The 12379-nt window shown below is 65.6% G+C and carries 14 protein-coding genes; 11 read left to right on the forward strand and 3 right to left on the reverse strand.

What is annotated here, in order from left to right; genetic code table 11:
- Positions 1-6: 6 nt before the first annotated feature.
- The 6 genes from prpF (at position 7) to DIE06_RS05450 (ending at position 5272) form a co-directional block, all read left to right on the forward strand.
- On the forward strand, positions 7-1197 hold the full coding sequence (gene prpF / locus DIE06_RS05425) for a 2-methylaconitate cis-trans isomerase PrpF (RefSeq protein ID WP_124660495.1): 1191 nt from the start codon (positions 7-9) through the stop codon (positions 1195-1197).
- A gap of 211 nt (positions 1198-1408) precedes the next feature.
- The gene (locus DIE06_RS05430) at positions 1409-2458 is read left to right on the forward strand and encodes a CaiB/BaiF CoA-transferase family protein (protein WP_124660496.1); all 1050 of its coding nucleotides are present in this window, start codon (positions 1409-1411) and stop codon (positions 2456-2458) included.
- A gap of 267 nt (positions 2459-2725) precedes the next feature.
- Entirely contained in the window at positions 2726-3403 is a 678-nt protein-coding gene (locus DIE06_RS05435) for a PAAR domain-containing protein (protein WP_124660497.1), read from the forward strand.
- Complete coding sequence (locus DIE06_RS05440) at positions 3400-3960, forward strand: hypothetical protein (RefSeq protein ID WP_124660498.1); 561 nt, start codon at positions 3400-3402, stop codon at positions 3958-3960. Before DIE06_RS05435 ends, DIE06_RS05440 begins: the two co-directional genes overlap by 4 nt.
- On the forward strand, positions 3957-4571 hold the full coding sequence (locus DIE06_RS05445; RefSeq protein WP_124660499.1) for a hypothetical protein: 615 nt from the start codon (positions 3957-3959) through the stop codon (positions 4569-4571). The genes DIE06_RS05440 and DIE06_RS05445 overlap by 4 nt, the downstream gene beginning before the upstream one ends.
- Entirely contained in the window at positions 4568-5272 is a 705-nt protein-coding gene (locus DIE06_RS05450; RefSeq protein WP_124660500.1) for a hypothetical protein, read from the forward strand. Before DIE06_RS05445 ends, DIE06_RS05450 begins: the two co-directional genes overlap by 4 nt.
- Positions 5273-5304: 32 nt before the next feature.
- On the opposite strand, the gene DIE06_RS05455 is transcribed toward DIE06_RS05450, so the two are convergent.
- Positions 5305-5748 carry a PaaI family thioesterase gene (locus tag DIE06_RS05455; protein WP_059467287.1) on the reverse strand — a complete coding sequence of 148 codons (444 nt, stop codon included), beginning with the start codon at positions 5746-5748 and terminating at the stop codon, positions 5305-5307.
- A 259-nt stretch (positions 5749-6007) separates the two neighbouring features.
- On the opposite strand from DIE06_RS05455, the gene DIE06_RS05460 reads away from it, so the two are divergent.
- Complete coding sequence (locus tag DIE06_RS05460; protein WP_124660501.1) at positions 6008-7636, forward strand: methyl-accepting chemotaxis protein; 1629 nt, start codon at positions 6008-6010, stop codon at positions 7634-7636.
- Here DIE06_RS05460 and DIE06_RS05465 read toward each other — a convergent pair.
- Complete coding sequence (locus tag DIE06_RS05465) at positions 7609-8718, reverse strand: AGE family epimerase/isomerase (protein ID WP_124660502.1); 1110 nt, start codon at positions 8716-8718, stop codon at positions 7609-7611. The two genes, DIE06_RS05460 and DIE06_RS05465, sit on opposite strands and share 28 nt — an antisense overlap.
- Before the next feature lie 253 nt (positions 8719-8971).
- Between DIE06_RS05465 and DIE06_RS05470 the strand changes: the two genes are divergently transcribed.
- From DIE06_RS05470 to DIE06_RS05475, 3 genes are all read left to right on the forward strand, one after another.
- Positions 8972-10390, forward strand: a complete 1419-nt coding sequence (locus DIE06_RS05470) for a flagellar hook-length control protein FliK (protein ID WP_124660503.1) — start codon at positions 8972-8974, stop codon at positions 10388-10390.
- Positions 10391-10564: 174 nt separating this feature from the next.
- Entirely contained in the window at positions 10565-10720 is a 156-nt protein-coding gene (locus DIE06_RS38160; RefSeq protein WP_185733349.1) for a hypothetical protein, read from the forward strand.
- Between the two features lie 151 nt (positions 10721-10871).
- Positions 10872-11351: an N-acetyltransferase gene (locus DIE06_RS05475; RefSeq protein ID WP_124660504.1), complete on the forward strand. Its 480-nt coding sequence runs from the start codon at positions 10872-10874 to the stop codon at positions 11349-11351.
- Positions 11352-11806: 455 nt separating this feature from the next.
- Here the strand turns inward: DIE06_RS05475 and DIE06_RS38165 are convergent, their stop codons facing one another.
- Positions 11807-11977 carry a hypothetical protein gene (locus tag DIE06_RS38165; protein WP_185733350.1) on the reverse strand — a complete coding sequence of 57 codons (171 nt, stop codon included), beginning with the start codon at positions 11975-11977 and terminating at the stop codon, positions 11807-11809.
- An 88-nt stretch (positions 11978-12065) separates the two neighbouring features.
- Here DIE06_RS38165 and DIE06_RS05485 point away from each other — a divergent pair, with 88 nt between their 5' ends.
- Entirely contained in the window at positions 12066-12302 is a 237-nt protein-coding gene (locus DIE06_RS05485; RefSeq protein WP_124660505.1) for a hypothetical protein, read from the forward strand.
- Positions 12303-12379: the final 77 nt, after the last annotated feature.

Raw genomic sequence — 12379 nt, forward strand, 5'->3', positions numbered from 1 at the left:
GCAAACATGGCTCACATTCCTCAAATCAGGATTCCGGCGACCTATATCCGCGGCGGCACCAGCAAGGGCGTGTTCTTCCGGCTGCAGGACCTGCCGGATGCCGCGCAGCCGCCGGGCGCCGCGCGCGACGCGTTGCTGCTGCGCGTGATCGGCAGCCCCGATCCGTACGGCAAGCAGATCGACGGGATGGGCGGCGCGACATCGTCCACCAGCAAGACGGTGATCGTGTCGAAGAGCACGCGGCCCGGCCACGACGTCGACTATCTGTTCGGGCAGGTCGCGATCGACAAGGCGTTCGTCGACTGGACCGGCAACTGCGGCAACCTGTCGGCGGCGGTCGGCCCGTTCGCGATCAGCGGCGGCCTCGTCGATGCGTCGCGCGTGCCGCGCGACGGCATCGCGACCGTGCGGATCTGGCAGGCGAACATCGGCAAGACGATCGTTGCGCACGTGCCGATCACGAACGGCGCGGTGCAGGAGACGGGCGACTTCGAGCTGGACGGCGTCACGTTCCCGGCCGCCGAGGTGCAGCTCGAGTTCATGGACCCGGCCGCCGACGAGGAAGGCGCGGGCGGGTCGATGTTCCCGACCGGCAACCTCGTCGACGATCTGGCCGTGCCGGGCATCGGCACGCTGAAGGCGACGATGATCAACGCGGGGATCCCGACGATCTTCGTCGAGGCCGAGGCGATCGGCTATACGGGCACGGAGCTGCAGGACGCGATCAACGGCGACCCGAAGGCGCTCGAGAAGTTCGAGACGATCCGCGCGCACGGCGCGCTGCGCATGGGGTTGATCGACACGCTCGACGAAATCGCGACGCGGCAGCACACGCCGAAGGTCGCGTTCGTCGCGAAGCCGGCCGACTATGTCGCGTCGAGCGGCAAGCGCGTGAATGCGGGCGACGTCGACCTGCTGGTGCGCGCGATGTCGATGGGCAAGCTGCACCACGCGATGATGGGCACGGCGGCGGTCGCGATCGGCACGGCCGCGGCGATCCCCGGCACGCTCGTCAACCTGGCGGCGGGCGGCGGTGAGCGCAACGCGGTGCGCTTCGGGCATCCGTCCGGCACGCTGCGCGTCGGCGCGGAAGCGCAGCTCGAGAACGGCGAGTGGACCGTCACGAAGGCGATCATGAGCCGCAGCGCGCGCGTGCTGATGGAAGGCTGGGTGCGCGTGCCGGGGGATGCGTTCTGACGCACGACGGTTTTCGCGTGCAAGCCTGCACGAGCGAACCTCGTCCCGATCCCTGCGAAGCGGAACCGCTGCGCAGGGATTTTTTGTTTGACGCACGCAATCCGGCGGGCAAGGCATCGCGCTGGCGTGCGGGCCGCTTGCGTTGACTGACCGCAAAGCATGGGATCCGCGTAAGCGCTAAAGCGCTAACGCGGGTCGACAGGAGAATCGTATGTCGCTTGGTGCCCCGCTTTCCGGCGTTCACATCGTCGAATTCGAAGGTCTCGGCCCCGGCCCGCTCGCGGGCTGGATGCTTGCCGGAATGGGTGCGCGCATCACGCTGATCGCGCGTCCGGCCGGCCGCACGAGTGCGCCGGACGCGTTGCAGGGCCGCGATGGCGACTTGCTGCGCGAAGGCAAGACGATCGTCGAACTCGATCTGAAGACGCCGGCCGGCCGCGACGCGGCGCTCGCGCTGATCGCGCAGGCCGATGCGCTGATCGAGGGGCTGCGACCAGGCGTGATGGAGCGCCTCGGCCTCGGCCCCGACGATTGCGCACGCCGCAATCTGAAGCTCGTGTACGGACGGATGACGGGCTGGGGTCAGGACGGCCCGCTCGCGACGGCCGCCGGGCACGACCTGAACTACGTCGCGCTGACGGGGCTGCTGTCGTTGTCCGCGCCGCGTGAAGGCCGGCCCGGCGTGCCGCCGACCGTTGTCGGCGACGCGGGCGGCGCGCTCGGGCTCGCGTTCGGGATCGTCTGCGCACTGTTCGACGTGCGCGGTGGTGGCCCGGGGCGCGTGGTCGACGGTGCGATCGTGGACATCGTATCGATGCTCGGCTCGCTCGCGCTGTGGGCGCGCGCGAACGGGCAGCTCGACGGCGCGCAGCCGAGCCTCTTCCACGACGCGCCGTTCTACGACGTGTATCGCTGCGCGGACGGCGAATGCGTGACGATCGGCGCGCTCGAGCCGCCGTTCTATGCACTGCTGGTCGAGCGGCTCGGGCTGACCGACGTCGATCCGGCGTCGCAGTACGATCGCGCGCGCTGGCCGGCGCTGAAGGCGCGTTTCGCCGAGGTGTTCGCGCGGCAGCCGTCCGCACACTGGCGCGCGCTGCTCGAAGGCAGCGACGCGTGCTTTGCGCCGGTGCTGAGCGTGGCTGAAGCGGTGGAGCATCCGCACAATGCGGCGCGCGGAATCTACCGTATTGACGCGAACGGTAATGTTCGTGCGCGCGTGGCGCCGAGATTCTTGCCGCTGGCGTGGGACGAAGCCTAAGCGCATTCCGCAATCGGATGTGTCTCCGGTGAATGAACGCCGGGGTTGTCTCGATTCGACGACGCGCGGAACCCAACGCGAGCCCAAGCCCGAGCATGCCGTCTATGGACAAGAGGACGGCTGTCGACCGAATCGAGATATTGAGACAGAGCGAATCAGCCTCGCTATCGATAGCGATTTCGAATTCGTCGGATTGTTTTTTCCTTCTCGTCTACGCACATTATGTGCTGAGCAATCCTTATTCAATTGTCGAGGGAGGAAATCCGGATGAAGAGCGAGCAGAGCGAGCGGACTCATCTTTTCGCCACTATTGGCGCGCGCACTGAGCGCGGCGGCCGCGTGACCCAAGCGACCAGCGGCCTGACCGTCGCCGGCCTTGCTATTGCCCGAGTTGGCGATGTCGCGACATACGATGATGGCAGTGAGGTCGTCATTATCGACGGTGCGGGCAATTATGCGGTCTGCCGTGACAAGCCATTTGCACTTGTAGGTAGCCGGTTGAGTAACGGCGATCGCATCGTCGAAACACTTCAGCGGCTGTGGGACATTCATGTCCTGGCGGGGGAGACAGTCGATGGACTGTTCGATCCGGATTATGTGCCTCCGCCTGCGCCATCACGCTATCGGCTCGCAGTGCGAGGAGCAACGACTGCGCGAGGTGGCGTACTGCGCAACGTTACCGGAGCGTGGGACGCCGGTATCCGGCTTGGCAAGGCTGGTGTCGTTGGCAATCAGGTCCACTATGCAGACGGTTCGACCGCGCGAATCGTCAGCGGCCTCACGCTGGTGGATAGCCGTGACTTCGAGCCGCTGGCCTTCGTTGGTAGCGAACTGGATAACGGCGACACCATTACCGATAGCCCGGAACGCGAGGGTCTCGCATCCGCCTGTACCTTCACGCTGGTGAAACGTTCAAGCGTGGCGCGCCAAGGCGATGTCGCATGATCCGCTTTTTCCTTGCGAAGGGCGATCGGGGTGGCAGCGCGACGATCACGGAAGGATTGGAACACGTCACGTGTTCCAATCCTCCACCGCGGGTGCACATCGCAACGCTCTACATGAAAACCTACTGCGTGGCCTGCAAGCAGGAAGGATATATCGCGCCGGAGGGGCCACGGTGGCTCGGCACCGGACCAAACGGCAAGCCGTGGGCGTTGAGCGGCGATGTCAACGTCTGTGGTTGCAATCCGGCGCCTGTCTTTTACGCGGAGCGCAGTATGAGCATGTCTTTTACGGCGCGGGAGGCCGCGACGTTCGTTGCGTCGTACGCTGACACGCATAGTCCCTCACAGGGAGATGTCGACGAGAATCTCGAACGCTACTTCGAAATCTGTGATGCGATGACCGGTGCCCTTGTCGAAGGCATGACCTATACGCTGTCAAGCGATGAGCAATCTCTCGTCTACGAAGCGGTACTAACGGGAGGGAAGACACACGCGTTTTCGTTGAAAGAGCATCCGAATCTCGTCTTCGTGGCATGGCGCGAGGGCGATGTTCGATGAATAGCGCGATCGATCGAGACATGCGATTGCTTGCCGCAATTGCCTATGGGGAGGCGTCCACGGCGAACGACTCGGAGGAAATCGGCGGGATTGCGTTTGCCGTTGCAAATCGATGCCGCGCGTGGGGAGAAAAGACGGTCTCCGAACTCCGTGCAGCAGACCCGAATTACTCGTATGCGTGGGACGGCTCCAACGCGAGGTTCAACAAATTGATGCGCACACCTGACAGCGAAATCGCATTGAATCCGACGATGGCGCTTGCCGTTGACTGGGCCCGGAAGGCATTGCTGAATGAGCGCCCCGATCCTTCGAACGGGGCATTCTGGTGGGATGGCCTGGACTTCAAAACCAATTACGGAAACCATCCCAAGGTGCGTGACGGCTTCAAATGGGGCTCGCCATCAGACAACATTTTCGGCGTACCGGAGAAGCGGCGTGAGATCATCGTTCGATGGAAAATCCGTCATAGGAGAACTGGGAAAATCGTCGACGGTGGTGAACGCGGGCGCTACAACTCGGTATGGGTGTCGACGGCCGCGCACGGTAGCACGGTATTCTGGACGCACAATCCTGACTACCTGAAAGCGAGCGGGGGAAAGGCATACCGATGAAATCTGCAGTGATGTTGGCGGCCATCCTGACAGCCTTCGCAAGCAGCGCTTATGGCTCGACGATCTACGGCAGCTATGACGAGTTCTATGCAGCCCAATCGCGTGCAGCGTTTGGCGGCCCGATCGAGCACGACGCAAGCGTTCTATATTCCGATCGCCGCGGGGATGTCTACGGAGATTTTGGCGTCGAGTTGGACGGGAAGACAGTACACGTCGAAATAGCGGAGAACCGCATGACGATTGGCGGAAAAATCTATCGCTTTTCGAACGCGGCGACTTTCCCGGGTGAGCATCCGGTTGAAATTTACCCTGGCAGCGCAAGCATATTTTTTGCCAAGCAAATGCGGCATCACCCGTCCGCTCTCTGCGTGGAAGGAAGCAGCAACGGGTCGGGTGAAGCTAATCGCCACCGGCAGATTTACCTGCTGATCAATCCGTTTGCGGCGAAAAAGGACGTGACGTTTCTTCATTTGCCCAGCCTGCTTTCGTCCTGTCGGGCTGTATTGGCAACAAAGGACGGGAAGCTTGCATTTCCGAAGAACAGCTATCTAGTGGACGATGCCCAAGAGTCTCGTATTGGTCTCTCAATGTCGTACTACGTGTTTGAAAAGCGACGATTCGTCCCCGTCCTGAACGACATTCGGCTTCGATTTGTGCGTCCGGACGTTCCATTTCAATTTTCGGTTCAGGACACGGAATAGGACTCGTCGAAGCACTTCATCGGCAAATCCGCTTACGCCGTTTCCTCCGGCGCATCCGGCATCTTGCCGTCGCCGACGCGGTTGATCGTGCCTTGCGCGATCGCGACGAGCCGCTCGTGATCGCCGTCGATGACGAACACATGACACTGGCAGGTCGCCTGGTGCCGGCCCGCGTAGACGACCTTCGCGCGCGCGACGAGCGTGCCGTTCACGGCCGGCCGCAGGTAGTTGATCTTGTATTCGGCGGTGATGACGCGCGGGCCGAGCACGAGCGCGCCGGCGAACGTCAGCGCGTTGTCGGCGAGATAGCCGATCACGCCGCCATGCACGAAGCCGTGCTGCTGCCGCAGCTCTTCGCGCACGGGCAGGCACAGCGACACCTCGTTGTCGCCGATATGCATCAGCTCCGTGCCCAGCAGCATGCTGAACGGTTGCGCGCGCAATGCGCCGCGCGCATGGTCCGTGATGTCCGTCATCGACTTCCTCGCAATGCGTGTCCGCTTGCGCTGAACTCTAGGAAGGGGGCTGCGGATAAGCAAGGAAATTCGTCCGCGTTTCTTGCGATTGCCGGCGCGATGCGACGCGATTATTGCGTCGAACGCGCGAGTTGTGCGCGTTTGCGGGCGATTCGTCGGGAATGACGGAGATGCTCGGGCCGGGAGCCTAAAGTCCGACGAAGAAATGCCGCTAATGCCGGGGCATTGTTCCATCGTCGGCTCTCCAGGAATCTCTCCCATGTTCGGAAAAATCAAGCTCGCGTCGGGTCTGCTCGGCGTGTTGACCGTGTTTTGCCTCTTTCTGTTCGCGATCGAGGCGCTCGGCTTCTGGGCGCTCGCGTCGACGCGCGGCGGCGTCGACGACCTGTCGAACGTCGCGATCGCGCAGGTCGACGCGGCCAGCCAGGCGACCGAGCGTCTGCTCGACGCACGCGTGAACCTGTCGCGCGCCGGCACGCGGATGGTGCGCGGCGGCCCGAAGCCCGACGAGATCATCCGCCATGCCAGCGCTTCGCTCGCCGAAGCGGACAAGGCGTTCGCCGCGCTGACGGCCGCGCAGGCCGTCGACGCAACGAACCGCGCGCGCGTCGCGGCGCTCGCCGAGCGCTATCGCGCGCTGCGCGGCGCGCTGGGCGAACTCGTGCAGTTCCTCGATGCCGACAACATCCAGGCGTTCCTCGACCAGCCGACCCAAGGCTTTCAGGACGCGTATCTCGCCGAACTGCATCGCTTCGCGGAGTACCGCGGCGCGTCGAGCCGCGATGCGCTCGCCACGATCGACAGCGGGATACAGTGGTTCAAGTGGGTCGGCATCGTGCTGCTGGTGGCGATGCTCGCGGCGAGCGCGGCCATCTACGCGGCCGCGCGGCGTGCGGTCGTCGCGCCGCTGGACGAAGCCGGCCGCCATTTCGAGCGGATCGCGCAGGGCCGTCTCGACGAAGCCGTGCGGGCCGGCGGCGTGTTCGAGATCGACCGGATGCTGCGCGGCCTCGCCGCGATGCAGGCGAGCATCGCGGACACCGTGCGCACCGTGCGTCACGCGTCCGACGCGATTCACCTCGGCGCGGGCGAGATCGCCGGCGGCAACGCGGACCTGTCCGCGCGAACGGGCACGCAGGCCGCGTCGCTGGAGGAAACCGCCGCGAGCATGGAGGAACTGACCGCGACCGTCCGCCAGAACACCGACAGCGCGCGTGCGGCCAGCGCGCTGGCCGACGCGGCGCTCGACGCGACGCGCCACGGCGGCGGCGTGGTCGACAGCGTGATCGACCGGATGCGCGGCATCGCGCAGAGCTCCGGGCGGATCGCGGAGATCATTTCGGTGATCGACGGCATCGCCTTCCAGACCAACATCCTCGCGCTGAACGCGGCGGTCGAGGCCGCGCGGGCCGGCGAGCAGGGCCGCGGCTTCGCGGTGGTCGCGGGCGAAGTGCGCTCGCTCGCGCAGCGCAGCGCGCAATCGGCGAAGGAGATCAAGGCATTGATCGAGGAGTCGGTCGCGCAGATCGACGGCGGCTCGGAACTCGTCGAGCGGGCCGGCGACGCGATGCGCACGGTATCGGCGTCGATCACGCGGGTCGTGCAGACGATGTCGGAGATCACGGCCGCGTCGGTCGAGCAGAGCGTCGGCATCGAGCAGGTGAACCAGGCCGTCACGCAGATGGACCAGCTGACCCAGCAGAACGCGGCACTGGTGGAGGAAGTCGCGGCGGCGGCCGCGTCGCTGAACGACCAGACCGCGCACCTGATGCAGGCGGTGTCGGTGTTCGAGCTGGGCGACGCGCGCGCGGCTCGCGGTGCTCGCGATGAGCGCGGGTCGCCGTCGTTTGCCGACGCCGGTTACGAAACGGCGGGCAGCGCCGCGTAAGCGGTCGCGAGGTGGTAGGGCGTGGTCGACGGCATGTCGGCGCGCGACACCTGCCCGTCGGCCGTCTTGCACTCGAACCAGCCGCGCGGATGCAGGAAGCGCGCGGCGAAGCGCTCGATCTGCTGCGCGAGCGGCGCGGACGCCGGCGTGCCGCCGTGCGTGGCGAGCGCGCGCAGGTATTCGGTCTGCGCCCAGATCCGCTGCGTGCCGTCGATGCATGCGCCTCGTGCGTCGACCGCCGCGCACACGGCGCCCGTCCGCGGATCGACCCCGTGCTGCTCGGCGAACGCGAACGCGCGCGCGAGCGCGTCGGGGAGCCCGGTTTGCGCGAGGCGCGCGCCGGCCGCGTCGACCAGATAGAACCATTCGAACTGGTGGCCGGGCTCGAAGCGGTTATCGGCCGCCCCGAGCGGCAGCTCGGCGACGCAGCCGGTCGCCGCATCGACGAACGTGCGCTCGACGGCCTGCGCGGTGCGCGCGAGCGCATCGTCGAACGCCGTGTCGCCGAACGCATCGGCGGCCGCGAGCCATGCTTCGGTCAGGTGCATCAGCGGGTTCTGCAGCGCGCCGCTGCCCGATGACGAGAAATCGGCGTGACGCGCGGCATCGAGCAGCGCGTCGCCCCGCTGCGGCGCGAAGCGGTCCTGGATCAGCGCGGCGGTGTCCTCGGCGACCGTGCGCGCCGCGGCGTCGCCCGACGCCGCATGCCACGCGGCGCACGCGAACACGATGAACGCATGCGTATAAAGATCCTTGGTCGTGTCGAGCGGCGCGCCTTGCGCGTCGACGCTGTAGAACCAGCCGCCGTGGCGCGGGTCGCGGAAGCGGCTGCACAGCGAGTCGAACAGCGTGGCCGCATGCGCGGTGTGGCCGGCCTGCGCGAACACGAACAGTTGCCGCGCACAAGCCATTGCGCGATAGCGGGTGACGGGCAGCGGTGCCTGGGTGGCCGGATCGACGGCCTCGAACGGCAGCCGCAGCGTGTGATCGAACCCTGAACCCTGCCAGATCGGCAAGACGACGTGCGCGAAATGATGGCGCAACAGGGCGGCCTGGGCGGAAGCGGAGTCGGAAACGGACATGACGGGGTTATGCGCTTGGATCGAAACGTGTCGGCGCGGCCCGGAGGATCGGCGCGGCCGGGGCCAAGGATAAAACATTCCGCGCGGCCGACGCCAAAAAAGGAGATAAATCATTCGAGGAAGGCAGCGGGCTGTCGGGCGACGAATAGACGGCATCCGATCGGCCGGATCGGCGATTGGTCATGCGACAATGACCGGTCACTGATTCCGTTCGACTTCCGGTTCCGCGTTCGCGGGCCTGTAATCCGACTCCATGACCGAATCCGTATCCCTGCCTCGCTCCCGTTCCCGCTCCGGCCGTTCGTCGGCCCGTTCGCGTCCGCGCTCCGTCGCGGCCGCGGCAGACACCGCCGCCAGGGCAACCGCGCGGTCCGGCAACGCGGCGGGCGGCGATGCGCCGCGGGACGAACGCACGCTCGACCTGTTCGGCGATCCGGTGCTCGAGCCGGCTGCGCGTGCGCCGGCCGTCTCGCGTGATGACGCGGTGGCGGACGCCGAGACGGTGGCCGCCGTCTCGGACGGCGAGGACGCCGGTCGGCAGGCGACGCTGGACGGATTCAGCACGCCGGGTGCCGCCGCCGGTGCGGTCGAGCCGGCTCCCGACGTTGCAACGACGACGGAGTCTGCCTCGACGCGTCGAAACGGCGATGGGGTCGATGCCGATGTCGTGCACGCGTCCGCTGCCAACGCAACGAAGCCCGGCGACGCGCGGCAGTCCGCTGGTGTCGCCGCGACGGCAGCCGGTGAGCCGGCCACCGACGGTGGCCAGGTGAAGGCCGGCAGCGTGGCGGAAGCGGGCGACGCGGCCGGGACGAACGCCGATCGTTCGACGGCGAAGGACGGGGCGGTGGGTGGTGCGGTCGAAGCGGTTGTCGGCGAGCGTCCCGTGAAAGCGGGCAGCGAGGCCGAAGGTGCCGCCGCGCCGGTCACACACGATGAGGCAGTGCGGACGCCCGGCGAGACCTCGAAGGGGCGTCGCGCATCCTCCGGCGGTAAGCGACGCGCGACTGCCGGTGCGCGAGAAGCGGCAACGTCAGCCGTGCGTGGTGCACCGGACGCAGCGGCTGTCGGCACCGAAGCGGAATCGACTCCGCAGCACACTGCGCCGTCTGCTGAATCGCAGGCGACCGCCGAACCGGCCGAGCCCGCCGTTGTCGCAATTGCCGCGAGTCCCCTTGATGCTGCGCGAGCAGCGGCAGCGCCGGCCTCGCCGGTCGTGCAGCCGGTGGCGTCCGCGGCGTCGTTCGTGACGAAGCCGTCGGCGGATCGTGCGCAAGCGGCTGCGCCGAGCGCGCCGGCCTTCGATCCCGACACGCATCTGCGCCCGCTGTCGGATCGGCTCGCCACGCTGCAGGCCGAGGCGGCCGGCATGAAGCTGGCGGCCGATCGCGAGATGCGTCGCGTCAACCGGCTGCTGCTGGCGCTCGCGATCGTCATGGTCGCGGGGCTCGTCACACTGGTGCTGCAAACGCGGCAGATCACGCAACTGAAGCAGGAACTGGACGCCCGGCAACAGCGGATCGATCGACTGGCTGCCGATCTGTCGACGCAGCAGGCAACGCTGATGACGCTCGCGGAACACCACGAAGCGATGCTGTCGCAGGTCGACCGGCTGCAGCGCAATGCGAACCGTGAGGCGGCGGCCGCGAAGCGTGCACGTAGAACGCACTAGATCTTCCGACCCTACCTGCAAACCCCGGCCTGACAAGGCGGGTCGGGGCAAGCCGTCCGTCGACGGTCGTGCGGGTGCGGCAAACGGATGCGGTCGCTGGCAGAGTTCAGGGAAAACCCTTAGAATGGAGTCCGTCTAAGGGAAAACCCTAGAGCCATCTGTCAGGAGTCTCACATGAGCTTCATTCTTGCCCTGCTGCAAAAGATCGACGACCTGTTCGTCTCCCCGCACCTGCCGCTCGACGCGGAATATTCGTATGCTGCGCGTCACGCCGAAGCCGAGCGCGTGCGTCGTGCGAACCTCGTGCCGATCGTCCTGTACCGTCGTTGATTCGTTGATTCGTTGATTCGTTGATTCGTTGATTCGTTGATTCGGCGCGGCGCTTGCCGCAACTGCCTGCCCGTTTTCCACCGCCGCATCGCGCGCCGGTGCGACCGTCCCGCTACACTGGAAGTTCGACCTGCCTCGCGACACCCGGGCCATGCTGCAGATGCGGCCGATGACGGCCGGCGAATTCCACGCATACCGCACGCGCGCCATCGACGGCTACGCGCGCGATCTCGTGTCATCCGGGCAGAACGCGACCGACGACGCGGCGAGCCGCGCCCGCGCGTGCTTCGATACGCTGCTGCCCGACGGCCTGCTCACCTCCGGGCAGACGCTCGTCCAGCTGATCGACACCGCCAGCGGCGACACGGTCGGCGACCTCTGGTATGCGATCGTGCCCGAAGGGCCGAACCGTACGCTGTTCATCTACGACCTCGACATCGTCCCGGCCCGGCGCCGCCAGGGCTGGGCCACGCGCGCGCTCGATGCACTCGAGGCCGAGGCGCGCAGCCATGGCGTCACCGAGATCGGGCTGTCGGTGTTCAATCACAACACGGCTGCCCGTGCGCTGTATCGGGCGTGCGGCTTCGTGCCGATCACGACGACGCTGATCAAGCCGGTCGTCCAGGGCTAGCGGCGAAGATCCGCACTCCACGGGCTCAGCGTTTGCGGTTCGACACGTTTTCGCGTGAGAGCACGCATGAGTCGCCGCGCGCTCTGGAGCGGGCTCGTGAACCCGGTTTAACGTCTTGAACCCGGTGCGCTCCAATTTGCATGGCGACTGAAATCCAGCGTAGCCCCTCTATGATGGGACGCCAAAAGCTTGGTGTACTCAATCATCAACAAACGAGGATAACGATCGATGGAGGACAGATACGCTGCCGAACGCGGTATTCCGACCGTCCCCGCTTGCGCGCGCGCGTCCATTTCGCTCCGATTCGATGGGCGTTTTTTGATCATGACGGGGAATGCAACCGGGGTATATTCTGCAGTTTCCGGCCGTCCGGACAATCGCGGCAATTTCGATTATTCAGGCGCTCGCCAACAGATGGAAAATGTTGGCCCTATACCACCTGGTCAATACTGGATTCAGCCTTCCCAAATGTGGACGAATCGCTGGTACAACCTTGCTTCGCGTGCAGCATGGGGGATCACCGACTGACCATTCACGTAATGCCCGGCACCCGGACGTTCGGTCGTGGTGGATTTTTTATCCACGGCGGCAATCACGCCGGATCCGCCGGGTGCATCAATCTTCATTCAGGAATGGGAAATTTCGTTTGCGATATCGAGGCGGCAACGAAGAATGCACCCGAGTGCTACGTTCCACTGACGGTGCAATACTGACATGCGAAAACGCTCATTGCGCATAGGCATCGGTGCCGCGCTGCTGATTTTGCTCGCGCCTGTTTTCGCGTTCAACGCGATCAATCTCAGCGAGGCGTATGGTGACGGTCCGCCCTACTATGCCCGCACGACCAATATGGATAAATGGACGGACCCGCTTCCCTTGCTCGGAGTCATCGACGGAGCGATGTTGGTCGCGATTGGCGCATATTGCTTGTGGATTCGTAGACGTCGGTGACTTCGTAAAAGCAGGAGTAAGCCGGCCGGCTACCATCGCAGAGTGGGCAACTGCGCAGTTTCCACCGCGGACGCCGC

Source organism: Burkholderia sp. Bp8998 (genome assembly GCF_003854235.1).
Lineage (GTDB): Bacteria > Pseudomonadota > Gammaproteobacteria > Burkholderiales > Burkholderiaceae > Burkholderia.